Below are 24511 nucleotides of genomic sequence, written 5' to 3' on the forward strand. Positions count from 1 at the left end.
AGCGCAACCCCCTTCTTGAACACTGTGCAAGGAGGTCGGCTACGCTGGGCTCATGCCACGTGAGACCTTGAGCCGTGACCAGATCGTCCGGGCCGCCATCGACCTCCTCGACAGCGAGGGCATCGACGGCCTGAGCATGCGCCGTCTCGGTCAGCGGATGGGTTCGGCGGCCACCGCGATGTACTGGCACGTCGGGAGCAAGGAGAGCCTCGTGGTCCTCGCGGCCGACGAGGTGTGGGCCGAGCTGACCTTCCCCGACCCCGTCGAGATCGGCTGGCGGGCCGCGGCCCGTGCGCTGGTGCACGACACGTACGCCCTGGGCAGGCGCCACCCGTGGCTCGTCCCCGCCATCAGCACGCACTTCGTCTACGGCCCCGGGATGGCCGGCTTCCAGGAGCACTCGTACGCGATCTACGAGGCCGCCGGGTTCACCGGCCGCGAGCTCGACTGGGCCGTGAACACGACCTTCACGTTCGTCGCCGGCACCCTGCTCGCCGACGCCTCCCAGGCGACGCTCGCCGAGGCCCAGGTCCCCCGGGGAAAGGGCGACGAGGGCCCGCCGCAGAGCGTCGCCGAATGGGCGTGGGCCATCGCCTCGCGCTACCCGCGGCTACGCGCCCGCATCGAGGACCAGCAGGGCGCCGACCCCGCGTCGCTCGCCGCCGAGAAGTTCGAGTTCGGCGTGGAGGCCATCCTCGACGGCCTGGAGTCCCGCCGCGCCGGCCGCGCCTAGGACCCCTGGGCGGCCCCGCGTTCGCCGGCGCTGACCAGCCCCGTCTCGTAGGCGACGATGACCGCCTGGACGCGGTCGCGGAGTCCGAGCTTGGCGAGGATGCGGGCGACGTGCGTCTTGACGGTCGCCTCGGCCAGGTGGAGACGGGTGGCGAGTTCGGCGTTGCTCAGCCCCCGGGCCAGCAGGCCGAGCACCTCCAGTTCGCGCGGGGTGAGCGAGGCGAGGTCGCGATGGAGGGCGGCGGTGTCGGTGCCGCGCTGGGCGAACCTCTGCACGAGGCGGCGGGTGATGGCGGGAGCCAGGAGGGCGTCGCCGGTACGGACCGTGCGGACGGCCGAGGCCAGGTGCTCGGGGGTGACGTCCTTGAGGAGGAAGCCGCTGGCCCCGGCGGACAGCGCCGCGTAGACGTACCGGTCGAGGTCGAAGGTGGTCAGGATGATGACACGGGGTTCGCCCGGGGCTCCGGTGAGGATGCGGCGGGTGGCCTCCAGGCCGTCCATCTCGGGCATCCGGACGTCCATCAGGACCACGTCGGGCCGGGTTCGGCGGACCGCTTCGACCGCCTCGGCTCCGTTGGTCGCCTCGGCGACCACGTCGATCCCGTCGGCGCCGAGGATCATCCGGAACCCGGTACGGACCAGGGTCTGGTCGTCGGCCAGGAGCACACGCGGCGGCTGCTCGGTCACGGTGCCTCCAAGGGGATCAGCGCCTCCACACGGTACCCGCCGGTCAGCCGCCTTCCGGTGCTCAGGGTTCCGTCGTAGACGGCGAGGCGCTCGCGCAGGCCGAGCAGGCCCCGGCCGTTCCCGGCCCCCGCGCCCGCGCCCGGGCGTCCACCGGTGTCGGTGACTTCCACCCGGAGCCGGTCCGGGCCGTATTCGACGGTCACGGCGGCGGTGGCGCCGGACGCGTGCTTCACGGTGTTGGTCAGGGCTTCCTGGACCACGCGGTAGGCGGCGAGTTCGACTCCGGGAGGGAGGGGACAGGGCGGGCCGGTCACAGTGAGGCCGACCGGCAGTCCCGTGTCCCGGACCCGTCCGACCAACATGCCCAGCTGGTCCAGGCCGGGCTGCGGGGCCAACTCCGCAGCCGTGTCGGTCGGGTCCGTATCTCCGTCCGCCCCCTCGGGCTCGTCGGCCATCGTGAGCAGGCCCATGACGTGACGCAGCTCGGTCATGGCCGCCCGTCCGCCCGCCTCGACGGCGAGCAGCGCCTCGCCGGCCTGCTCGGGGGAGGTCTTCATGATCTTGCGGGCGGCGCCCGCCTGGATGATCATCACGCTGACGTTGTGCGTGACGACGTCGTGCAGTTCGCGAGCGATCCTCGCGCGCTCGTGCTCGACCGCCCGGCGCAGCGCCTCTGCCTGTTCGCGTTCCAGAGCGGTTAGCCGGGCGCGGCTCTCGTCGGTCCGCAGTTTCCAGGTGCGCAGCCCGATGGCGGCCACCGCCATCGGAACCAGGATCAGCAGCGTGACGTACTGGCTGGGGACGATCGGTTTCACCGAGTTCCCGGAGGTGCCGACCAGCAGGACCGCCACCGGCATCGCGGCCAGGGTCACCACCCGGTAGGGGCTGTGGACGGCGGCGCTGTAGACGGCGATGACGAACGCGTAGAAGGTCAGCCGCGATACGTCGTACGGAGTGAGCAGAGCCGCGGCCGTCACGACGCAGAGCACGGCGAGCGGGTAACGGCGGCGCAGCGCGAGTGCGGCCGAGGCGATGAGCGCGAGCGTCGCCATCAGGGCCAGGCCGCCGAGGCCGGTGGGCGGCACGTGCCGGACCGCACCCGGTGGGAACTCGGGTACCTGCTGCTTCCAGTTGTCGATGGCGTAGTAGAGGGTGGCGATGCCGATCGCCAGCGCCAGGAGCATGTCGAACTGCCGGGCCCGCGGGGTGGGCTGCGGCAGTGGGCCGGCCGGCTGCCCGGCGTCGCGGATCGCCTTCCTCAGCCGCTCCGGCGCCGTACGTACGTTCATCACCGGTTCATTGTCGCCACTGCTCCGGGCCTGCGCGTCCGTCCCCGTGGTCATTCCCGGTGCAGCGGATACATCAGCCGCCTACATCGCAGGGATGACGTTTCCAGGGCTCATCCGAGCGCGGTACCGCAAGGGGTTCGGGCGGCCGACGCGCTCGGGCCGGGCCCGTACCTAGCGTTCACGGAGCCCGGTTGCCCCTACCTGAGGAGCCCTCTCATGACCACGCCTGTGATCGAACTGCGCGCGGTGAGCCGCCGCTACGACGACGGCCCGCCCGCGCTGCACGAGGCGTCGCTGACCGTGCTGCCCGGCGAGGCCGTCGCGATCCTCGGCCCGTCCGGCAGCGGCAAGTCGACGCTGCTCAATCTGATCGCGGGCCTCGACCGGCCGGATACCGGGACCGTCACCGTGGACGGGGTGCGGGTGGACCGGTTGGGCGAGGCCGGAGCGGCGCTGTACCGGCGGTCGAAGATCGGGATGGTCTTCCAGTTCTTCAACCTGCTCGACGATCTGACCGTCGCCGACAACGTCGTCCTGCCCGCGCGGCTCGCCGGTACGGCACGTGGTGAGGCCGATCGCCGGACGGCGGAACTCCTGGAAGTCCTCGGCATCGACCGGCACGCCCGCGCCTACCCGGGGCGGCTGTCCGGCGGCGAGCGGCAGCGCGTCGCGGTGGCCCGGGCGTTGATGAACCGGCCGCCGCTGCTCCTGGCCGACGAACCGACCGGGGCCCTGGACACGGCCGCCGGACAGGACGTCAGCAGGCTGCTCACCGACCTCAACGCGGAGGGCCAGACCATCGTCGTGGTCACCCACGACCTGGCTCTGGCCCGGTCCTGCACGAACCGCACGGTCCGGATCGCCGACGGCCGGATCACCGAGGACGTCCGCTCGCGGACCGTCGCCCCGGAGACCGTCCGATGAGCGCGCTCGGCAAGGTGGTGCGCTCGGGGGTGGGACGCCGCCGGGTGCAGACGCTGGTGATCGGGCTCGCCACGATGATGGCGGTGGCCGCCTCCGTCCTCGGCGGATCGCTCCTCGTGGTCTCCGGCGCGCCCTTCGACGACGCCTTCGCCAGGCAGCACGGCGCGCATCTGTCCGTCGAGTTCGACGCGGGCAAGGTGAGTGCCGCGCAGCTGGCGACGACCAAGGACGCCGAGGAGGTGAGCGGCGCTGCCGGGCCGTTCGCGACGGCGACGGTCACCCCGCGGCCGGACGGGGCCGGCCCCGGGTGGCCGATGACCGTGGTCGGCCGGGGCGATCCCGGTCGGGACGTGGACGAGGTGACGCTGCTCGACGGGAGGTGGCCCACGCACGCCGGCGAGATCGTGCTGTCCGCCGGATCCGCGCTCTTCCCGGCCATGGGCATGAAGCTCGCCTTCCCCGACCTGCCCGGCGGCCCGACCCTGACGGTCGTCGGTGTGGGCCGCTCGGTCACGCAGACCGCCGACGCGTGGGTGGTTCCGTCCCAGATGCCGGCGCTCACCGCGCCCGGCAGCGGCGGCTACCAGATGCTCTACCGCTTCGCCGACGCGGGCACCGCCGCGCAGATCACCGCGGGCGGCAAGGTCCTCACGGATACGCTGCCGCCGGGAGCAGCCGTCGGGGAGCAGTCCTGGCTCACCGTCAAGGAGGCGGCGGAGCGCGACACCGCGCTCTACGTCCCGTTCCTGATCGCGTTCGGGGCCCTCGGCCTGGTCATGTCGGTGCTCATCGTGGGCAACGTCGTCGCGTCGTCCGTCGGCGCGGGGACACGCCGCATCGGCATCCTCAAGGCCGTCGGCTTCACTCCTGCCCAGGTCGTACGGGCGTACGTCGGCCAGGCGCTGGTCCCGGCCGCGGTCGGCACGGCACTCGGTGTTCTCGCCGGGCACCTGCTGGCCGTCCCCGTACTGGCCGAAACCGAGGAGGTCTACGGCACGTCGTCCCTGACCATCGCCCCCTGGGTCGACGCGGCGGTGGTCGCCGGGGTGCTCTGCCTGGTCGCGGTGTCCGCATGGGCGAGTGCCTGGCGGGCCGGCCGGCTGCGTACGGTCGACGCGCTCGCCGTCAGAGGTACCGCGTCGGCGGGGCGCGGGCGGTGGGCGGCCCGCCTGGCCGGCCGACTGCCGCTGCCGCAGCCGGTCGCCCTGGGCCTGGCCCGGCCCTTCGCGCGGCCCGCCCGGGCGCTGGCCATGGGCACGGCGGTCCTGTTCGGCGCCATCGCCGTCACGTTCACCGTGGGGATGGCCGCCTCGCTCGGCGAGGTGATGAAGGCGAAGGCCCACGACGCCGCCGATGTCACCGTGGCCGCACCCTTGCCGGAGTTCGGACCCCAGGGCCCCGGTCCCGAGAAGCTTCCGAAGGCCGATCCCGCCGCGGTCGCGGCGCTCATCGAGGCCAACTCCGCTACCAGGAAGTACTACAGGGCCGCGACGGTACGGGCGACCGTGTCCGGAGTGACCGGCACCATCGACGTGATCGCCTTCACCGGCGACGCCTCCTGGGGCGGCTACGCGATGGTCGCGGGCCGCTGGATCGACGAGCCCGGGGAGGCCGTGGTCCCGACGCAGTTCCTGGCCGGCACCGGCACCCGGATCGGCGACACCATCACCCTGAACGGCCTGGCCCAGCCGGTCACGGTCCGGATCGTCGGCGAGATCCTCGACCCCCGCAACGACGGCATGCAGGTCTTCACCGACGCCACGACCCTCGCGGCCGCACGTCCCGACCTATCGGAGACGAGCCATCACATCGCGGTCCTCTCGGGCACCGACGTCACCCGCTACGTCGACGCGCTGAACGAGGATCTGACACCGCTGGGGGTCAGCGCCCGGGCCGGCGGGCTCGACGCCGGCGGCGACATGGTCGTCACGCTCAACGCGCTGTCCGCGGTCCTCACGCTGATGCTCGTCACCGTCGCCGCGCTCGGCGTGCTGGGCGGCGTGCTGCTCGACACCCGCGAGCGCGTCCGGGAGATCGGCGTCCACAAGGCGCTCGGCATGACCCCCCGGCAGACCATCGCGATGGTCCTCACCTCGGTCGTGATGACCGGCCTGGCCGCCGGCGCCCTGGGCGTGCCGCTCGGCGTCGCCCTGCACGGCTGGGTCATCCCCGCGATGGGCGACAGCGCGGGGCTCCGCCTCCCGGACTCCGTCATCGCCGTCTACCACGCGGCCGAACTGGTCCCGCTCGCACTCGGCGGCCTGCTCATCGCCACCCTGGGCGCGCTCCTGCCCGCCGGCTGGGCCGCCAGGACCCGAACCGCCGCGGCCCTGCGCACCGAATAGGAGGTCGGTCCCCGCGGTCGGGGGTCCTAGAAGCCGTCCGGGGAGCGCTCGGCGGGATCCGTCACCAGGCCGGTGAAGTCCGCCTCGTTGCGCTCCGCCCGGGTGACGTACCAGCGGGCGATGAGCCACATCACCGGGTAGACCAGCACGCCGAGCGCCACCCAGACCAGCGTGCGCGGGCCCCCGCTCGGCAGTACGAACACCAGCGGCAGCGAGCCGACCAGCAGCCCGAGCGCGGCCAGCGCGCCCAGCCCGGCCCGCAGCTGGCTGCGCATCAGGGCGCGTACGTAGGTGGCGCCGAGGGTGGTCTGCTCGGAGATCTCCGAGCGCGCAGGAGCGTGCGCGGGCGGGCGGCGGCGGTGGCCCCGGGGCACCCCGGTGACGACCTCGCGCCGGGGCGACGACTGCTGTTCCTCGGGCACGGTGCCGGAGTCTACGCAGCGGCGGGCTATTTGAGGAGCCGCGAGAGCCGCCGGTCGGCGAGCGGCTTCCCGCCCGTCTGGCACGTGGGGCAGTACTCCAGCGAGGAGTCGGCGAAGGACACCGATCGGACGGTGTCCCCGCACACCGGACACGCCTCCCCGGCCCGCCCGTGCACCCGCAGGCCGCTCTTCTTCTCCGCCTTCAGCTCCCCGGCGGCCACCCCGTGCGCCCGGGCGACGGCCTCCCGCAGGGTGTCCCGCACGGCCGCGTAGAGCTCGGTGACCTGCTCCTCCTCGAACGCAGCGGCCGGCTTGAACGGGGAAACCCGCGCCCGGTGCAGGATTTCATCGCTGTAGGCGTTCCCGATGCCCGCGATGACGCTCTGGTCCCTCAACACGCCCTTGATCTGCCGCCGTTCCCCGGCCAGCAACACGGCGAAGGCTTCCCGGTCGAACCCCTCGTCGAGCGGATCGGGACCGAGCCGGGCGATCCCGGGCACCTCCCGGGGATCGCGCACCACGTACACGGCGAGCCGCTTCTGCGTCCCCGCCTCCGTGAGGTCGAACCCGCCGCCGCCCTCCAGTACGACGCGCAGCGCGAGCGGCCCCTTGCCGGGGCGCGGCGGCTGCGCGGGCAGGGTGTCCTGCCAGCGCAGCCAGCCGGCCCTGGCCAGGTGGGTGACGAGGTGGAGCTCCCCGATCCGCACGGCCAGGAACTTGCCGTACCGGGCGGTGGCACCGGCCCGCTCCCCTTCGAGGGCGGTCACGGGCGGGTCGTACGTCTTGAGCACGCTCACCGCCAGCGGGAGGACGCGCTCGACCACCCGCCCGGTGAGGTGCTCGTCGAGGTACTCCCGCAGGGCCTCGACCTCGGGCAGCTCCGGCATGGCTCCAGCCTGCCGCCGCCTCAGGCGAAACGCGAGCTGAGCACGGGACCCGGCGACGGGACGCGGTCACGGGGCGCCGCGAGCCATCCGGTGCGCACGCCCGCGGCGAACGCCCGGAACGCCGCGTCCGGATCGGCCGGGCTCTCTCCGTCGCCCTCGTCCGGCCCGTGATCGGCGGCCGCGATCCCGCGGGCGATCTCCTCCTCGGCCCGCTCGTCGTCCTCCCAGGCCACGGCGACGAACTGGCACAGCAGCGCGCTGAAGTCGGCGCTCACGGCGGGCGGATCGGTCCAGCAGGTGGCGTGCTCGTAGAGGATCTGCCCGTCGGCGCGCGCGTGCAGCGTGCGAACGAGGTCCTGCTCCACCCCGCCCAGGTCGTGCGCCACGACGACGGTGTCCGTCCGGGTGGGCTCGTACGGCACCACGGGCAGCCCGAGCACCTGCGCGGCGGCGAGCCCGAGGATCCGGTCGGACCGGCCCGGCAGCAGCGACACCGTCCCCGGGCGGCGCCCGGCGGCCTCCAGCGCGAGCGCGAACCGGGCGAGGCCGCGCCGGCACTGCCCGGCGCTGTCGCCGAGGTAGGCGTACCGGCCCGTCATCCCGGCCCCCCAGCCGTACGGGGAGAGGGTGCCGAGCAGTCCGCCGGTGAGCCCGTAGTGCCAGCCGCGCAGGTCCTGCGCGCCGAGCGGATCGGGGTGACCCGCGGCGCGCTGGGCCCTGCGGGACTGGGCGCTGCGCAGCACCCGGCCCCTCTGCCGCTCGTGCGCGCCGGACCAGCGCGGGTCCTCGGGGGCGGCGAGGGCGAGGCCGATCCGTTCGGCGCTGTCCAGGTCCCCGGCGAGCAGGGTGTGGTGCACGAGGAGGTACGTCTCGGGCCAGGCGGGCAGCTCCTCGCCCCGGGCCGCCAGCAGCGCGGCGGCCTCGGCGTGCCGGTGCTCGTCCTCCAGGGCGGAGGTCAGCTCGGCGAGCAGCGGCCGCGAGTCGGGCAGCAGCCGCAGCGCCTCGCGCAGCGGCGCGACGGCGAGGAAGGCCACGCCGCGCTCGACGCAGGCGTAGCCGAGGTCGTAGAGGGCCTGGGGGTCGTCCGCGCGGGCCTTGGCGGCGGCCCCGGCGAGGTTCTCGAAGCCGGCGGCCTCGGCCAAGGCGTGGGCGGCCCGCGCGAGTTCTTCGATGGGGAGGGTCTCGGCCTGCGGCCGGAGCGAGCGGACCGCGGCGGGCAGGTCCCCTGCGGCCAGCAGTCGGCGTACTTCGTCTATGGCAGTCGTCATCGCCCCCGATCCTCACGGACCCCCGCAGCCGCCGCAACGGACTTTCCCCCGCGCCTCAAAGATCCGGGGCTCCGCCCCGTACCCTCCCCCAGACTCCGTCCGGGGCGACCCCCACTCCTCAAACGCCGGAGGGGCTGGATTTTGCCCGGCCCGGACCTGAAAACGTTCCCGGAAGAGTGCGTCATCCGGGCGGAGCCAGGGTGTGACCCGGACCGAAGGCCGAGGGGGGACACCCAGGACGGGGACGGGGTGGGGTGTTGTCCGGGACGTAAAACGTGATGTGTGGCGCGGCAGCCACCCGAACAAACGAAGACCCGTCCAGGCGCCATAAATCATGAGTCCCGGACAACACCCCACCCCGGCACCGGCCCCCACCCGGCACCCCGCCAGGGGACACCGCACCGGCCCCCACCCGCAGCCCCCGCCAGGGGACACCGCCGAGCCCCCGGAGCAGCCGGACCCGCACGACACGCCCCGCCGAGCCCCCCGCAGGGGACACGCCCCGCTACCCCATCACGAACTCGCACCACACGCACTTGCCGCTCCCCCGGGACTCCACACCCCACACGTCCGCCAGCCGGTCCACCAGCATCAGCCCCCTCCCCGACACCCCCGCCTCCCCCGCCTCCCGCCGCCTCGGCAGCGCGCTGGAGCGGTCTTCGACCTCGACCCGGAGCCGGCGCTGCGGGCCCGAGAGGACCCGGAGGGTCACGATCGCCGGGCCGTCCGTGTGCATCAGGGCGTTCACGATCAGCTCGTCCGCGACGAGCTCGATCTCGTCGGCCCGCTCCCGCGCGCCCCATGCGCGCACCGCCGCGCCGATCATGTGCCGCGCGGCGACCAGCGCCTCCGGGTCCGCCGGGGCCACGTGCTGCTGCAGGCGGCCCCCGCCGCCGGGAGTGGTCACCGCCTCCCGGCGCAGCAGGAGCAGCGCCATGTCGTCGTCGCCGCCGCGTTCGTCGACGACCCCGCACAGCTGGTCCGCGAGTCGCTGGAGGTCGTCCGGGCCGTTGCGGACCAGCGAGGTCAGCAGCCGGATGCCGTCGTCGAGGTCGGCGCCGGGCTGTTCCACGAGGCCGTCCGTGCACAGCAGGAGCGTTTCTCCCGGGTCCAGTTCCACCGTGGTCACCGGGTATTCGAGCCGTCCGAACTCCGCCGACAGGCCGAGCGGCATCCCACCGCTCACGGGGAGGCGCCGGCAGTCCCCGTCCGTGGTGCGCAGCAGGGGGTCGAGGTGGCCGGCCCGGACCAGTTGCAGCACCCCCGTGGACAGATCGGCCTCGACGTACGTGCAGGTGGCGAAGCGATCGGTGTCCAGCTCGTGGAGGAACACCGATGCCCGCGCCATCACCGTGCCCGGCGAGTGCCCCTCCGCGGCGTACGCGCGCAGCACGATCCGGAGCTGCCCCATCACCGCCGCGGCGTGCGTGTCGTGGCCCTGGACGTCGCCGATGACCGCGCCGACCCGGCCGCCCGGCAGCGGGATGACGTCGTACCAGTCGCCGCCGATGTCCTGCCCCATCCGGGCGGAGCGGTAGCGCACCGCGATCTCGCCGCCCGGCACCGGCGGGATCCGGCGCGGCAGCATGGCCTGCTGGAGGCCCTCCGCCAGGTCGTGTTCCTGCTCCAGGAGCATGGCCCGTTGGAGGCTCTGCGCGATGCTGCTGCCCAGCGCGACGAGCAGGTTGCGCTCGTCCTGGGTGAAGCCGTCCTTGTCCTGGTAGAGGAGACCGATCGCGCCGATGGGTCTGGCCTGGGCGATCAGCGGAAGGTACGCGGCCGCCGAGATGTCCATGTACGAGATCTTGGCCCAGAGGCCGGGGTAGTCCTCGGCGAACTCCCGCGCCGAGTCGAGGAAGCGCGGCTGGAGCGAGCGGACGACCTCGCTCATCGGGTACTGCTCGTCGATGCGGGTGTAGCGCGTGCCGGGGACGAAGCTGCCTTCGGGGCCTTCCGCGACGAGGTGGATCCGGCCTGCCTCGACGAGGCCCATCACCATGCCCATCGAGCCGAGCCGTTCCAGGCCGTGGGCGTCGCCGAGCGCGTCGATGACGTCTTGGACCGTACGGGCGTGGGCCAAGGCGGCGGTGGTGGACTCCACCACCGAGGTCTGGCGGCGCCGCTCCTCGTCGAGGCCGAGCCGCTCCGCCGAGTGGCTGAGCTCCTCGGTGGCGTCCCGGACGATGCCGATGATCCGGTACGGGCGCCCGTCCGGGCCGCGCATGACGCGGCCCTGGGTGTGCGTCCAGCGCAGCCGGCCGTCGTGGCAGCGGATGCGGAAGTACGCGCCGTAGCTGTCCACGCCGCTCTTGAGGGCGGAGGAGACCAGGGCGTCGAGCCGGGTCCCCTCCGCGGGCGGGACGCGCGGGGAGAGGGATTCGGGCCGGCCGTCGTACTCGGCCGGGGTCGTGTCGAAGACGTCGAGGGCGGCTTCGTCCATGTGCATGAGACCGGTGACCAGGTCCCAGTCGAAACTGCCCATGCGGTTCAGCGAGAGCGACCGGTCCGGGTGTGCGGGCCAGTCGTCCGGCAACGATACGGCGGTCAACACCGATCCACCATGACACAGGCGCCGGTCAGGCGCTCTCCAGCTCGTACCCCTCGTCCGAGGGCGGAGGGCTCAGGTTCGGGTCCTCGTACGGGTCCGCGGGCGGATCGGCGTTCGGGTCGGAGTACGGGTCCGCGGGCGGATCGGCGTTCGGGTCGGTGAAGGGGTCGTACGGATCGGTCGGGCCGGGCGTGGAACCGTCGGGCTCCAGCGGCACCCCGGGTTCGGTCGGGATCTGCGGCGGCAGGTCGGACGGGATGTCCGTGGGCGCGTCGGGGGGCGGAAGCGGTGTCGGCTGCTGCTGCGGGGAGGCCGGGTTCGAGGGTGCGGCCGGGCCCGTCGGGCAGTCCGTGGTCCCGGGGGCCGGCGCGGCGGGCGGGGTGCCGGGCGGGGAGGTCCGGGCCAGGCTGTTGCCGTCGGGGCCGACCGGGCTCGCGCACGGGTCGGCCGGGTCGGTGCCCGGCCGTGTGGTCCCGGGGGTGGTGGAGGGACCGGCCGGGATGCCGTCGGCTGGGTCGTACGGGGGCACCACCTGCGGGGTGCGGTCCTGGGCACCGTCGTCGCCGTGCTTGCGTTCCAGCCAGGTGTTGTCGGCGATGTTGACGATCACCAGGTTGTTGATCACATGGATGGTGGGTTCGATGACGACGACCTGGTTGGGCTGGTAGCCGTGCCACGGTTCGCCCTTGTGTACCGGGGATCCCTTCGCGGCGCGCGGGGAGCCCAGCGGGTTTCCGCATCCGCAGCGGACCCGGGGCATTCCGTGCTCGTCTACGAGGACGGCCGTACCGGCCTGGAGGACGGACTGGAAGCCGTCCGCGCGGCCGCCGCGGAAGCCGTGGTTGGTGACGCGGGTGTCGGCGCGGAGCACGACTGGGGTGAGGCCGCGCAGGAACTCGGGGATCTTCGCCTGTTCGACGTCGGCGGCCTGGGCGAAGGCGCGGGCCTTGCCGTCGTCCTCGGTGAGGTAGCGGACCTGCTGTTCCACGTCGCAGCTGCCGAGCCGCTGGGTTCCTCCATACAGGCCGGGGGTGTCGGCGTTGACGGTGCGGATGCCGCGTCCGGTCGGATTGGGCAGCGGGGGCTGTACGGGGGCGGACTCGGCGGTGGCCGACGAGGCGGTGAAGGGGTCGGGGCCGGCCGAGGCCACGGGCTGGAGGTAGACCTCCTGGCTTTCGGGACCGGCGCTCGCCTGGGTCTCCTCGGAGCCGCCGCAGCCCGCCGCGAACAGGCCGAGCGCGGCGAACAGGGCGGCGCCGGCCTGGGCGTGACGACGCGGCGCCTGACGAGGTGTCGTCGGCGCGGTCGTCGGAAGTGTCGTCGGAGGTGTCGTCGGCGTCGGAGGTGTCGGTCCGTGCACGTGGATCTCCCTTTTCGCCCCGGTTGCTCACTCTTGTCTGCCGCACGCCCGGGAGTGTCGCAACCGGAACGTGCCGCGAAAGAGCGCCTTGAACATGTTCAAGGAACCTCGTAAGGTCACCCTCGTGAGTTGAACGCGTTCAATGCGTCGACCGCGCGTCATGGGGGGAGTCCAGGGTGACGGTACTGGTGAACGTGATCGTCACCCTGGGCATGCTGTACGTGGTCCCGGCCGGGCTTCGTCTGATCGACCCGGCCGGACTGCGCCGGGCCGCCGCGCTCTGGCCCCTGCCGGCCGCCGCCGGGGCGCTGTGCCTCTGGCTGCCGCGCGGGCTGCCCGCCACGGCGCTCGCCGCACTCTACGCCGCCGCCTGCCTGGCCCTCGCGGCGCGGGCCCCGGTCCGGCTGCTGCGCGGCCGCTCCCCCTCCCGCCCGTCGCCCGCCACCACCCTGCTCGACCTCCGCTGCGCGTCGGGCACCTCCGGCCCTGCCGAGATCGCCGTGGCCACCGCGCTGGTCTCGCCCTCGATCGCCGGGACCGCCCTGGTCGCCGAGCGGGCCGGGTACCGGCTCTTCGGCTTCGACCTCGACATCCTGGCGCTGACCGTGCCGCACTTCCACTTCGCCGGGTTCACGGCCGCCCTGGTCGCCGGGCTGGTGTGCCGGGTGGCCGTGCCGGGCCGCTGGGCGCGCGGGGCGGCGTACAGCGTCCCCGCGGGCACCCTGCTGGTACTGCTCGGCTACTTCGTCGGCGACTGGGCCGAGCTGGTGGGAGCCGTGGTGCTGACCGGCGGGATGTGGGCCGTGGCCCTGCTGACCTGGCGGGAGATCCGGCCCGGGGCACGGGACCGGACCACGCGGGCACTGCTCGCGACCTCGGCGACGGTGTTGCCGGCGACCATGCTGCTCGCCCTGTGGTGGGCGGTCGGCGAGGCCACCGACATCGTGCACCCCACCCTGACCTGGATGGCCGCCACCCACGGCCTCGGAAACGCCCTCGGATTCGCCCTGTGCTCGGTGCTGGCCTGGCGCCGACTCACCGCGGACGACGCCGCGGACCACGCCACAGACCACGCCGCACACCATGAGGAGACCTCGCCATGACCCGCCTCATCAGCGCCGGCCGGGACACCGTCAGCTACCCCGACCGGGGCGCGACGGCCCACCGGCCCCTGCCCGCCGGATACAACCACCTGCACCACCGCACCCGCGTCGGGCACGGCCGGGCCGCCTTCGAGGCCGCGGGAACGGCGGTGACCACCTTCCACGCCCACCGGACCTCGGGCATGCGGGTCCGGGCCGCGGACGGTGCCGTCCGCCCCGGCAGCCGGGTCGTCGTCGGGATCGGCCTCGGGCCGCTGCGGATAGACGCCCCGTGCGAGGTGATCTGGACAGCGTACGAACCCGCCCGCGTGGGGTTCGCGTACGGAACCCTGACCGGGCACCCCGAGTGCGGGGAGGAGTCGTTCATGGTGGAGATCGACCCCGACGGCACGGTGTGGTTCACGGTGACCGCCTTCAGCCGCCCGAACAGCTGGTACACCCGGCTCGGGGGGCCGGTGATCCCCTTCCTCCAGCTCCGTTACGCCCGCTGGCTGGGCCGGCACGTCCGCAAGCTGGCCGCCGCCGCCTGACCCGTCCGATACTGGAGGCGATGGACTGGTTCACGGCGCCCGGCTCCTGGCTCGCCCGGTTGGTCTTCCAGCGGGCCCTGGCCGGCGTCTACCTCTTCGCCTTCGTCGGGGCCGCCCTTCAGTTCCGGGCCCTGATCGGGGCGCACGGCATGCTGCCCGTGCCGCGCTACACGCGGTACGTGCCCTTCCGCCGCGCCCCGAGCCTGTTCCAACTGCGCTACTCCGACCGGCTCTTCGCCGGGTGCGCCTGGGCCGGGGCGGCGCTGGCCGCGGCGCTGGCCGCCGGGGCCGGGGACGCGGTGCCGCTGGGCGCGGCCATGGGGATGTGGGCCGTGCTGTGGCTGCTCTACCTCTCCATCGTGAACGTGGGGCAGACCTGGTACTCCTTCGGCTGGGAGTCGCTGCTGCTGGAGGTGGGGTTCCTCGCCGTCTTCCTCGGCAACGCGCGCGCCGGGCCCCCGGTACTGGTGCTGTGGCTGCTGCGCTGGGTCCTCTTCCGCGTGGAGTTCGGGGCCGGGCTGATCAAGATGCGCGGGGACTCCTGCTGGCGGAAACTCACCTGCCTGTACTTCCACCACGAGACGCAGCCGATGCCGGGGCCGCTGAGCTGGTTCTTCCACCACCTGCCGAGACCCCTGCACCGGGTGGAGTGCGCCGCCAACCACGTGACCCAACTGGTGGTCCCGGTCCTGCTCTTCACCCCGCAGCCGGTGGCCTCGTACGCCGCCGGGATCATCGTCGCGACGCAGTTGTGGCTGGTGCTGTCGGGGAACTTCGCCTGGCTGAACTGGATCACCATCACGGTGGCCCTGTCCGCCGTGGACTTCACCGGGATCGCGGGCGCTCCCCCGGCCGCCGCCTCTCGCGAGGCGCCGCTCTGGTACGTGGTGTTGGTGTGCGCGGTGACCGCCCTGGTGCTGTACCTCAGCCGCCATCCCGTGCTCAACATGATCTCGCGGCGGCAGGTGATGAACCGCTCCTTCGACGCCCTGCACCTGGTCAACACATACGGGGCCTTCGGCTCGGTCGGCCGGGTCCGGATGGAGGTGGCGGTCGAGGGCACGGCCGAGCACAGGCCCCGCACGGACGGCGCCTGGCGGGAGTACGGCTTCAAGGGCAAGCCGGATGAACCGCACAGGCTGCCGCGCCAGTTCGCCCCGTACCACCTGCGCCTGGACTGGCTGATGTGGTTCGCGGCGATCTCCCCCGGCTACGCGCGGGACTGGTTCGGACCGTTCGTGGAGCGGCTCCTGGCGAGCGACCGGGACACGCTGCGGCTGCTGCGCCACAACCCCTTCCCGGACGCCCCGCCCCTGTACGTCCGGGCCCGGCTGTACCGCTACCGCTACACGACCTGGCGGGAGCTGCGCGAGACGGGCGACTGGTGGCACCGCACGCTGGTGCGCGAGTACCTGCCGCCGACCCGCCTCGCCGAGGCTGCCCGGTCAGAGCCCGAGTAGCGCGGCTTCCTGCTCGGCGGATATGCCCTTCTTCGGGCGGTCGGGCCGATGGGGGGCCTCGCCGCCGATCGACTGGAGCCAGGTCCAGGTGTCGGCCACGGTCTCCTCCACGGGCCGGCAGACGAGGCCCGCCTCCAGGACCTTGGTGACGTCGCCGCCGAACATGTAGGCCTCCAGCTCGCCCTCGGGGAGCCAGATGGGCAGCTCGGTCCAGGGCTCGATCCCGGCCTTCTCGATGACGGCCGCGTCGGTCCAGCGCGGTTCGGCATCGGCGCCGGTGGCGGCGGCGCAGGCGGCCAGGAGGCTGCCCATGGTGGCGTGGCCGACCGGGGAGACCATGTTGTAGGCGCCGCCGAGCCCGGCCGCGCCCGCGTCGAGGGACCACCGCGCGAGGTCGCGCACGTCGATGTACTGGAGCGGCTGGCCGGGGCGCCCGGGAGCGACGAAGGGGCCGCCGCGGGCGATGCGGTTCAGCCACCAGGGCAGCCGGCCGACGTTCTCGTACGGGCCGATGATCAGCCCGGCGCGCACCAGCAGGGCGCGGTCGCCGAAGGCGTCCAGGGCGGCGAGTTCACCGCCCCGCTTGTCCTCGGCGTAGGCGATGGCGTCCGCGTCGGGCGAGCCCTCGACCAGCGGGCCGTCCTCGTCGAGACCGGCCGGCGCCGGGTAGGCGTACACCGAGCGGCTCGATATGTACACGTACCCGCCGACCCGGCCGTGCAGCAGCCGGGCGCTGTCGCGCACGGCGGTGGGGGCGCCGCTCCAGGTGTCGACGACGAGGTCCCACTCCCCCTCGGCGAGGGCGTCCAGGCCGCCGGCGGCGGTGCGGTCCCCGTGCACGGCGGTGGTGCCCGGCGGGGGCGCGTGGTGCCCGCGGTGGAAGACGGTCACCTCCCAGCCCCGGGCGAGGGCGTCCTCGGTGATCGCTCGTCCGACGAATTCGGTACCACCCAGCATCAACAGTTTCATGCAGGTCAGCCTGCCCGCGCGCAGGGTCCGGCGTAACCCGTGATCGCCCTCAGCGATGACGCTCACGGCGTACGGCTTTGTGGAACTTCCCGGTGCGCTCGAACGGTCGCGGGGCAAGTTTCGGGCATGGTCCGGCATGGTCCGGGCAAGGGCAGCGCCCCCGGCGCCCAGGGGCGCGGGGGCGCTTGGTACCGCTGCGCGTCAGTCGATGCCGGGCAGGATGTGCGATTCCGCCAGGTCGTCCTCGTACCCCGCCAGTCGGATCGGGGCCGATCGTGCCCACACTTCGAGGCTCCCGAGCTCGTCGGACCGCGTCTTGCGCCGCGAGGCCGTCCGCTCCAGCAACTCCGGTTCGGGCTTGGTCATTTCAGTCACCGCGCACTCCTCTGTGTCGCGTAACCCGGCAGGCTAGCCGCGCGCCGGGCAGGGAGGGAAAGGGTTCCGGACGCGGTGGCGCCTTAGTGGAGCGCGGCCCGGATAGGGGCCGTCTTGATGCCCCAGAGTACACATATGAGCGCACCCCCGCTCGATGGAAAGGCAAAATCCGCTCCGTCCACCCAGTTTCGCCGCGAGTTCAGCAAGTCGTAGGACGGCGGGCCCGTGACGGATGGTCTGCTCGATGCCGGGTGTACACGGTGCGACGGAAGGGAGCGGCGGTGGCCAGGTCCGGGGTGTCGGGGTCCGAAATGCCTTACGTCACAAGCGTGTCGGAGCTCATGGATCTTCTGTACGCGTGCCGCGGCGGCCGGGGGCTCGGGACCGCCGCCCTGCTGCGGCGCTCGCATCCCTTCGACAAGGAACTCCAGGTCGCGGGCTTGGTGCACGAGCTCGGCACACTGCTCTGTCCGGGTGACCGGACGTTTCGCGCCGACCTCGCGGCGGCCGCGGTCCGGCCCCTCCTCGGCGAACGGGTGGCCATGCTCGTCGCCCTCGCCGAGCGGGACGAGCGCGAGGAGGCGGGAGGGTCCGGTGAGGCCCGCGAGGCCGCGGCCACCCTGCGCCAGGCACGGGAGGCGGCCGCTGCGGCCGGCCTGGACGCGGGCGTGCTGGAGGACTGGCAGCCGGTACTGGAACTGGTCGCCGCCGGGGCGTACCGGCCGGCACGCCCCGGGAACGGCAACGACCCCCTCGGTTCGCCGAGGGGGTCGATCGCGGGAATCCAGTAGCGCCCGGGGCGCGGGGGGACTACCAGTTCGCGGGGGCGTAGTCCTTCAGGAAGACGCCGTACAGGTCCTCGCCGGCCTCGCCGCGGACGACGGGGTCGTAGACCCGGGCCGCGCCGTCGACCAGGTCGAGGGGGGCGTGGAAGCCCTCCTCGGCGAGGCGCAGCTTGTCGAAGTGCGGGCGCTCGTCGGTGATCCAGCCGGTGTCGACCGAGGTCATCAGGATGCGGTCGCTCTGGAACATCTCCTGGCCGCTGGTCCGCGTCACCATGTTCATCGCGGCCTTGGCGGCATTGGTGTTCGGGTGCCCCGCACCCTTGTAGCCACGGCTGAAGACCCCCTCCATGGCCGAGACGTTCACGACGTACGCACGCCCGCTGGACGCCTTCCGCGCGGCCTCGGCCATGGCCGGCCGGAGCGCGCTGATCAGGATGAAGGGCGACGTGTAGTTGCACAGCTGGGTCTCGAGCAGCTCCACCGGGGAGATCTGGTCGATGGTCTGCACCCAGGTGTTGCTCTCGACGACGTCGGGCAGCAGGCCGCCCGCGTCGATGGCGGTTCCGGCGAGGTGCCGCTCCAGGCTGGCGTTGCCCGCGACCAGGGCGAGGTCGGCCACCTTCTGCGCCTCGAGTCCGCTCACTCCCACGGGCAGCGCCGCCAGGCCGTCGACCGCACCGGAGTTGAAGGCGCCGATGACGTGGTGGGCGGGGAGCTCGCCGGCGGGCAGCGGGGCACTCTCGCCCTCGACCAGCGCGGCGTACGCGGTGGGCAGGCGGCGCACGGTCTGCGTCGCGTTGTTGATCAGGATGTCCAGCGGACCGGCCTCGGCCACCTGGTCGGCGAGCGCGACGGCCTGGGCCGGGTCGCGCAGGTCGATGCCGACGACCTCCAGGCGGTGCATCCAGTCCGCCGAGTCCTCCATCGCCTTGAAGCGGCGGATGGCGTCCTTGGGGAAGCGGGTGGTGATCGTGGTGTGGGCGCCGTCGCGCAGCAGCCGCAGCGCGATGTACATGCCGATCTTGGCCCGGCCACCGGTGAGCAGCGCCCGCTTGCCGGTGAGGTCGGCGCGGGCCTCTCGCCTGGCCCGGTTCTCGGCGGCGCACGCCGGGCAGAGCTGGTGGTAGAAGTAGTCGACCTCGACGTACCGCGTCTTGCAGACGTAGCAGGAGCGCGGGCGCTGGAGTATCCCGGCGATCCGGCCCGCGTCCGTGACGGAGGTGGGCAGGATGCCCTCGGTCTCGTCGTCGATGCGCTCGGCGGAGCCGGTCGCGGTCGCCTCGGTGACGGCCTTGTCGTTGGCGGTCTTGGAGGCGCGGCGCTCCTGGCGGCGGCGCTGCTTGACCGTGCGGTAGAGGCCGGCGGTGGCACGGCGGATGGCGATCGCGTCGGGGTGGTCGACGTCGAGCTTGTCCAGCTCGTCGATGACGCTGAGGGCGAGAGCCAGCCGGTCCGGGTCGATGCCGGGCCCGTAGGCCTGCCCGTAGTCGTTGGTTTCCTCGGTCACCGTCATGGCCGCTGCCGTTCCTTGATCGCTCGTCCGCATCCGCCTGCTGCGGAAGTCCCCAAAAGGGAAACTGTACGGATCCCACGCGCCCCGGACCAAACCCGCCGCCGCGAGCCTCACGCACCGCGAGCCGGCCGTCACCCCGCGCACCGGATCGGGTACCCCACCGGGTCCCCAGCAGGCCCTCGGCAGGCCCTCGGGCACGGTCGGATCGAGCGCTCACCGAGCAGTCGTCGACTACTCGTCGAGTACTCCTGTACTACGTCCGGAGTATGACTCGTGACCCCCTGTGGGCGGAGGAATAGCGCGGTGGGGTCGGGCATTGTGGACTTCATGAGTGCACTGGCGCTGTCGGTCCTGCTCTGCTTCGTGTCCGCCGTCGCGTACGCGGGCGGCGCGATCGTCCAGGAGAGGGTCGCGGTGAGCACGCCGGACCGCCCCTACGCCCCGCTGCGCCGCGGTGGCTGGTGGGTGGCGGTGGGGCTCAACGGTCTCGGTGCGCTGCTGCACGTGGTGGCCCTCGCGTACGGGCCGCTCAGCCTCGTCCAGCCGCTCGGCGCGCTCACCATCGTCTTCGCCCTGCCCATGGCGGCCGTCTTCGTCCGCCGCCGCGCGGGTGCGGCGGCCTGGCGCGGGGCGGTGCTGGCGACTGCGGGACTGGCGGGGCTGCTGGCCCTGACCGGCGGGGACGGGCGCGCGAAGGAGTCCCTGTCCGACTTCGAGCGGAGCCTGCTCCTCGTGGTGACCGGGGCGGCGGTGGCGGTGCTGTTCGCGGCGGCGCACCGGGTGCACCGGGCGGTGCTGCGCGCCGTACTGCTGGCCGCGGCGGCGGGTACCGCCTTCGGGATGGCCTCGGTGTTCACCAAATCGGTGGCCGAATCATTCGACCTGGCCGCACTGGCCCCCCTGTGGCCCGACCTCGCGGCGATCGCGGTCCTGGCGACGGGCGGCCTGCTGCTGTCGCAGGCCGCCTACCGGGGCGCCGGGCTGACCGCGCCGCTGGCCGCGGTGACCGTGGTCAATCCCGTGGTCGCGGCGACGGTCGGGCTCACGCTCTTCGCCGAGAGCTTCCGGTTCGGGGCTTGGGGCACGACGGCGGCGCTGGTCAGCGCCGTGGTGGCGGCGGCCGGCCTGATCCTGCTGACCGCCGTGCCCCCGCACGTGCGGGGGTCAGATGTCGACTCCGTGGGAACGGAGGTACTTCAGCGGGTCGATGTCGGAGCCGTAGCCGGGCCCCGTGCGCATCTCGAAGTGCAGGTGCGGGCCGGTGCTGTTGCCCGTCGAGCCGGAGCGGCCGATCCGCTGGCCGCCGGACACCTGCTGGCCGGCCTTGACGCCGAGCGCGGAGAGGTGGGCGTACTGGGAGTACCGGCCGTCGGTGTGCCGGATGACGACCTGGTAGCCGTACGCCCCGGCCCAGCCGGCGGAGACGATCTGGCCGGGGCCGACGGACTTGACGGCCGTACCGGTCGCCACCGGGAAGTCGATGCCCGTGTGGTAGCCGCTGGACCAGGAGGAACCGGCCACGCGGTAGCGGGTGCCGAGGGCGGCGTCGACGGGGGCGGAGAATCCGCCGACGGCCGGCTGCTGCTGCGCTGACTCCGGCTTCGGGGCCGGGTTTTCCACGGGCTTCGCGGCCGGCTTTTCGACGGGCTTCTCGGCCGGCTTCTGCGCCGGCTTGTCGGCGGGCTTCTCGGCCGCCGGCTCGACCGGCTTCACCGGTTCCGCGGTGCGCGGCGGCTTCTCGGGATTCTGCGCGGGCGGCGCGGGCGATGCCGGCGGCGGCACGGCCGGCGCCGGGGTGGCGGTGATCCTCAGGGTGAGGCGCTGTCCCGGGAAGATCAGGTTCGGATTGCCGCCGACGGTGGCCCGGTTGGTCTCGTACAGCGCCTGCCAACCGCCCTCGACGTGCTGCTCGGTGGCGATCGCGGAGAGCGAGTCGCCGGGCGCGACGACGTACGGGTTCGGCAGGACGGAGGTCCCGGTGGGGCGGGGCGTGGTGCTGCCCTGCGCCGGGACCGTTTTCGTCTGCTGCTTCTGCTCCGTCTGCTGCGGCTGCCGGGGCTTGCCCTGGGGCGTGACATCGGGAGCCTGGCCCCCTCGGGAGAGTCCGGCCTTCTTCCCGCAGTTCGGCCAGGCCTGCGGCCCCTGACCCTTCAGCACCTTCTCCGCGACCGCGATCTGCTGGTCCTTGGTGGCCAGGTCGGCGCGGGCGGCGTAGGCGGTGCCGCCGAAGGCGCGCCACGTGCTCTGGCTGAACTGGAGGCCGCCGTAGTAGCCGTTGCCGGTGTTGATCTGCCAGTTGTTCGTCGACTCGCAGGCGGCGACCTTGTTCCAGGTGTCCACGGAGGCGGCGTGCACCGATCCCGCGCCGATGAACGGGAGCGCGATCCCGGCTCCGCCGGCGGTGACGGCGAGCGAGGCGCGGTTGATGCTGCTCGGCTGATACCGGCGGTGCCGGCCCCGTACACCCATGGGAGCCCCCATCGAAGACATCAGGAATCCCACAACCTAATCGTCTCGACCGGGACACGACAAGGGGCGCAACGGGGCGCTCTCCGGCGGAACTTGACATTCCTTCGACGCGCGGGCGATCGGCGGACATGGTGGCCGGGGTAGCGTCGGTGTTCCCCGCACACCGAAGCACGCAGGAGCGCACGCATGAGCACCAGCACAGCCCAGATCGGCGTCACCGGCCTCGCGGTCATGGGCAGCAACCTCGCCCGCAACTTCGCCCGCAACGGATTCACCGTGGCGGTCCACAACCGCACGGCCGCCAAGACCAGGGCCCTGGTGGAGGAGTTCGGGCACGAGGGCAGCTTCGTGGCGGCCGAGTCGGCGAAGGAGTTCGTCGATGCGCTGGAGCGCCCCCGACGCCTCGTCATCATGGTGAAGGCCGGGGAGCCCACCGATGCCGTGATCCGCGAGTTCGCCCCGCTCTTGGAGGAGGGCGACGTGATCATCGATGGTGGCAACGCCCACTTCGAGGACACCCGCCGCCGCGAGAAGGAGCTGCGCGAGCAGGGCATCCACTTCGTGGGCGTGGGCATCTCGGGCGGCGAGGAGGGGGCGCTGCTCGGCCCGAGCATCATGCCGGGCGGCTCGGAGGAGTCGTACGCCTCGCTCGGCCCGCTGCTGGAGAAGATCTCCGCGAAGGCCGCCGACGGCACGCCCTGCACCTCGCACATGGGCCCCGACGGCGCCGGGCACTTCGTGAAGATGGTGCACAACGGCATCGAGTACGCCGACATGCAGCTGATCGCCGAGGCCTACCACCTGCTGCGCGAGGTGGCCGGCTACTCCCCCGCGAAGATCGCGGAGACCTTCCGGGAGTGGAACCGGGGGCGTCTGGACTCGTACCTGATCGAGATCACGGCGGAGGTGCTGGCGCACACGGACGCCGCGACCGGCCGTCCGTTCGTGGACGTCGTGGCCGATGCGGCCGAGCAGAAGGGCACCGGCCGCTGGACCGTGCAGATCGCCCTGGATCTGGGCGTGCCGGTGTCGGGCATCGCGGAGGCCGTCTTCGCCCGCTCCGTCTCGGGTCACGCCGACCTGCGCGCGGCCTCGCAGGGGCTTGCGGGGCCGGTCGCCGCCCCGCTCTCCCCGGCGGCGGCGGACGCGTTCGCCGCGCAGGTGGAGCAGGCCCTGTACGCGTCGAAGATCGTCTCGTACACGCAGGGCTTCCACCAGATCCGGGCGGGCAGCGAGCAGTACGGCTGGGGCGTGGACCTGGGCGCGGTGGCCTCGCTGTGGCGCGGCGGCTGCATCATCCGGGCCGCGTTCCTGGACCGGATCCGGGCGGCGTACGACGCACAGGCAGAGCTGCCGAGCCTGCTGGCGGACGCCGGGTTCGCGGGTGAGATCGGCGCGGCCCAGCAGGACTGGCGGGCCGTTCTCGTGGCGGCGGTGCAGCACGGCATCCCGGTGCCCGCCTTCTCCGCCTCGCTGGCGTACTACGACGCGTTGCGCGCGGAGCGGCTCCCGGCCGCCCTCACCCAGGGGCAGCGGGACTTCTTCGGGGCGCACACCTACCGGCGCACCGACCGCGCGGGATCGTTCCACACCCTCTGGAGCGGTGACCGCTCCGAGGTCCAGACGGGCTGAGGCCGCTCAGCTCCAGGGCCCGGGCTGCGGTACCGGCGCGGGCCCCGGCGGCGCAGGCACCGGGTCCGGCTCCGGGAAGGGGCCGGGCACGGGTGGCACCGGGCGCGGGACTGGTTCGGGGTCCGGGAAGGGGGTGGGGTCCGGCGTGGGCTCGGGCGCGGGGGCCGGCGGCTGCGTCTCTTCGAGTTTTCGCACCATATGTTCCTTTTTCCCGCGATGGCGGCGGGAATGCACCTACGACGCTCCCGGCTGCCGAAGCCCCGCGGCCAGGCCCGGGGCCGGACTCGACAGGACCGGGATCCGCGTCGTGACGAGTTCCGCGGCACCGGCCATGGAGGCCTGCGCCAGCACGATGACGTCCGCGTCGGTGACCGCGTCGGCGGCCTCGGCCACGCGGGCCAGGTACCCGGCGGTGTCCCCCGCCTCGAAGCGCTCCCAGGCCGCGTCGACGAGGTGCGTACGGATCGACAGCGGCCGCCCGCCCGCCTCCTCGGCCAACAGCTCCGCGGTCGGCGCGAAGGTCGACTCCACGGTCGCCAGTACGGCGATCCGCGCTCCGGTGCGCACAGCGGCGGCCGCCATCGGCCGGTCCACCCGCAGCACCCGGAGGCCGAGCACCGGGGCCAGGGCCTCCGCGGTCGCCCCGATCGTCGAGCAGGTGACCAGTACGGGCGCCGGCCCGGCCTCGGCGAGCACCGCCGACAGGGCCGGGGCCACCGCCTCCGGCCCTTCGACACGGGCCCGGTCCAGCAGCTCCGGCACCACCAGGTGGCTCAGGACGGCCCCCGGGTGGTGCCGGTCCCGCAGCGCCTCGAAGACCGGCACGTGCAGGGCCGAGGTGTGCAGGAGGACCAGCCCGGGGCCCGTCACCAGAGGTCCGAGTCGGAGTCGAGCTGCGCCTTGGCGGCCACCACGACGCCGGCCGGCGCCTCGGGCGCCTGCTCGGGGTGTTTGGCGGCCCAGCTCGCCGCGTACGGGCAGAGCGGAACCACGGGCACCCCTTCTGCGGCGGCGATCCCGTAGAAGCTCTTCACCAGCTGTCCGGCGATGCCCCGGCCCTCATGGCCCGGCTCGACGATGGTGTGCACGGCCACCAGGGCGTGGGGCGCCTCGGCGAGCACGAAGTAGGCGATGAGCCCGACCATCGTGCCGTCCTCGACCGCCAGCAGCCGTCCGGCCTTCCGTTCGTCCTTGAACTCGATCGCCACGATCA

At 73.3% G+C, this 24511-nt stretch carries 21 protein-coding genes and 1 pseudogene; 9 read left to right on the top strand and 13 right to left on the bottom strand.

Going from position 1 to position 24511, the window contains the following annotated elements; all coding sequences use genetic code 11:
- The first annotated feature begins 52 nt into the window (after window positions 1–52).
- On the top strand, window positions 53–733 hold the full coding sequence (locus tag OG625_RS04055) for a TetR/AcrR family transcriptional regulator (protein WP_329376679.1): 681 nt from the start codon (window positions 53–55) through the stop codon (window positions 731–733).
- Here the strand turns inward: OG625_RS04055 and OG625_RS04060 are convergent.
- Window positions 730–1419 carry a response regulator transcription factor gene (locus OG625_RS04060; RefSeq protein WP_329376680.1) on the bottom strand — a complete coding sequence of 230 codons (690 nt, stop codon included), beginning with the start codon at window positions 1417–1419 and terminating at the stop codon, window positions 730–732. The genes OG625_RS04055 and OG625_RS04060 overlap by 4 nt on opposite strands.
- A complete protein-coding gene (locus OG625_RS04065) occupies window positions 1416–2708 on the bottom strand; it encodes a sensor histidine kinase (RefSeq protein ID WP_329376681.1) in 1293 nt (430 codons plus the stop codon). Before OG625_RS04065 ends, OG625_RS04060 begins: the two co-directional genes overlap by 4 nt.
- Window positions 2709–2924: 216 nt before the next feature.
- Here OG625_RS04065 and OG625_RS04070 point away from each other — a divergent pair, with 216 nt between their 5' ends.
- Window positions 2925–3632 carry an ABC transporter ATP-binding protein gene (locus tag OG625_RS04070; protein ID WP_329376682.1) on the top strand — a complete coding sequence of 236 codons (708 nt, stop codon included), beginning with the start codon at window positions 2925–2927 and terminating at the stop codon, window positions 3630–3632.
- On the top strand, window positions 3629–5977 hold the full coding sequence (locus OG625_RS04075) for an ABC transporter permease (RefSeq protein WP_329376683.1): 2349 nt from the start codon (window positions 3629–3631) through the stop codon (window positions 5975–5977). Before OG625_RS04070 ends, OG625_RS04075 begins: the two co-directional genes overlap by 4 nt.
- Before the next feature lie 26 nt (window positions 5978–6003).
- Here the strand turns inward: OG625_RS04075 and OG625_RS04080 are convergent, their stop codons facing one another.
- The 5 genes from OG625_RS04080 to OG625_RS04100 all read right to left on the bottom strand — a co-directional run bounded on the left by OG625_RS04080 (window position 6004) and on the right by OG625_RS04100 (window position 12462).
- Window positions 6004–6399 carry a hypothetical protein gene (locus OG625_RS04080; protein ID WP_443067672.1) on the bottom strand — a complete coding sequence of 132 codons (396 nt, stop codon included), beginning with the start codon at window positions 6397–6399 and terminating at the stop codon, window positions 6004–6006.
- Between the two features lie 26 nt (window positions 6400–6425).
- Window positions 6426–7286, bottom strand: coding sequence for an Fpg/Nei family DNA glycosylase (locus OG625_RS04085; protein WP_329376684.1), 861 nt, complete (start codon window positions 7284–7286; stop codon window positions 6426–6428).
- A 20-nt stretch (window positions 7287–7306) separates the two neighbouring features.
- Window positions 7307–8554, bottom strand: a complete 1248-nt coding sequence (locus tag OG625_RS04090) for a hypothetical protein (protein ID WP_329376685.1) — start codon at window positions 8552–8554, stop codon at window positions 7307–7309.
- A 505-nt stretch (window positions 8555–9059) separates the two neighbouring features.
- Window positions 9060–11123, bottom strand: a complete 2064-nt coding sequence (locus tag OG625_RS04095; RefSeq protein WP_329390433.1) for a SpoIIE family protein phosphatase — start codon at window positions 11121–11123, stop codon at window positions 9060–9062.
- Window positions 11124–11130: 7 nt separating this feature from the next.
- On the bottom strand, window positions 11131–12462 hold the full coding sequence (locus OG625_RS04100; protein WP_329376686.1) for a DUF6777 domain-containing protein: 1332 nt from the start codon (window positions 12460–12462) through the stop codon (window positions 11131–11133).
- A gap of 176 nt (window positions 12463–12638) precedes the next feature.
- On the opposite strand from OG625_RS04100, the gene OG625_RS04105 reads away from it, so the two are divergent.
- From OG625_RS04105 to OG625_RS04115, 3 genes are read left to right on the top strand one after another with little or no spacing between them, the layout of a single operon-like run.
- The gene (locus OG625_RS04105; protein ID WP_329376687.1) at window positions 12639–13565 is read left to right on the top strand and encodes a YndJ family protein; all 927 of its coding nucleotides are present in this window, start codon (window positions 12639–12641) and stop codon (window positions 13563–13565) included.
- Complete coding sequence (locus OG625_RS04110) at window positions 13562–14095, top strand: DUF1990 family protein (protein WP_329376688.1); 534 nt, start codon at window positions 13562–13564, stop codon at window positions 14093–14095. Before OG625_RS04105 ends, OG625_RS04110 begins: the two co-directional genes overlap by 4 nt.
- Before the next feature lie 20 nt (window positions 14096–14115).
- Entirely contained in the window at window positions 14116–15555 is a 1440-nt protein-coding gene (locus tag OG625_RS04115; protein WP_329376689.1) for a lipase maturation factor family protein, read from the top strand.
- Here the strand turns inward: OG625_RS04115 and OG625_RS04120 are convergent.
- Entirely contained in the window at window positions 15541–16524 is a 984-nt protein-coding gene (locus OG625_RS04120; protein ID WP_329376690.1) for an NAD-dependent epimerase/dehydratase family protein, read from the bottom strand. The two genes, OG625_RS04115 and OG625_RS04120, sit on opposite strands and share 15 nt — an antisense overlap.
- Window positions 16525–16725: 201 nt before the next feature.
- Window positions 16726–16899: a hypothetical protein gene (locus tag OG625_RS04125; RefSeq protein WP_329391299.1), complete on the bottom strand. Its 174-nt coding sequence runs from the start codon at window positions 16897–16899 to the stop codon at window positions 16726–16728.
- A gap of 311 nt (window positions 16900–17210) precedes the next feature.
- Between OG625_RS04125 and OG625_RS04130 the strand changes: the two genes are divergently transcribed.
- The gene (locus OG625_RS04130) at window positions 17211–17690 is read left to right on the top strand and encodes a hypothetical protein (RefSeq protein WP_329376691.1); all 480 of its coding nucleotides are present in this window, start codon (window positions 17211–17213) and stop codon (window positions 17688–17690) included.
- Window positions 17691–17709: 19 nt separating this feature from the next.
- Here OG625_RS04130 and OG625_RS04135 read toward each other — a convergent pair whose 3' ends face one another.
- On the bottom strand, window positions 17710–19197 hold the full coding sequence (locus OG625_RS04135) for an SDR family NAD(P)-dependent oxidoreductase (protein WP_329376692.1): 1488 nt from the start codon (window positions 19195–19197) through the stop codon (window positions 17710–17712).
- Window positions 19198–19524: 327 nt separating this feature from the next.
- Here OG625_RS04135 and OG625_RS04140 point away from each other — a divergent pair.
- Window positions 19525–20337, top strand: a pseudogene (locus OG625_RS04140) (DMT family transporter); the annotation flags it as partial.
- Window positions 20338–20361: 24 nt separating this feature from the next.
- Here the strand turns inward: OG625_RS04140 and OG625_RS04145 are convergent.
- Window positions 20362–21666: a transglycosylase family protein gene (locus OG625_RS04145; protein ID WP_329390435.1), complete on the bottom strand. Its 1305-nt coding sequence runs from the start codon at window positions 21664–21666 to the stop codon at window positions 20362–20364.
- Between the two features lie 186 nt (window positions 21667–21852).
- Between OG625_RS04145 and gndA the strand changes: the two genes are divergently transcribed.
- Complete coding sequence (gndA, locus tag OG625_RS04150) at window positions 21853–23298, top strand: NADP-dependent phosphogluconate dehydrogenase (RefSeq protein WP_329376693.1); 1446 nt, start codon at window positions 21853–21855, stop codon at window positions 23296–23298.
- 234 nt (window positions 23299–23532) lie between these two features.
- Here the strand turns inward: gndA and OG625_RS04155 are convergent, their stop codons facing one another.
- Together OG625_RS04155 and OG625_RS04160 are read right to left on the bottom strand one after the other, a co-directional pair.
- A complete protein-coding gene (locus OG625_RS04155) occupies window positions 23533–24168 on the bottom strand; it encodes an aspartate/glutamate racemase family protein (RefSeq protein ID WP_329376694.1) in 636 nt (211 codons plus the stop codon).
- Complete coding sequence (locus OG625_RS04160; protein ID WP_329390437.1) at window positions 24165–24509, bottom strand: GNAT family N-acetyltransferase; 345 nt, start codon at window positions 24507–24509, stop codon at window positions 24165–24167. The genes OG625_RS04155 and OG625_RS04160 overlap by 4 nt, the downstream gene beginning before the upstream one ends.
- Between the last annotated feature and the right edge of the window lie 2 nt (window positions 24510–24511).

This window comes from Streptomyces sp. NBC_01351 (assembly GCF_036237315.1).
Taxonomy (GTDB): Bacteria; Actinomycetota; Actinomycetes; order Streptomycetales; family Streptomycetaceae; genus Streptomyces.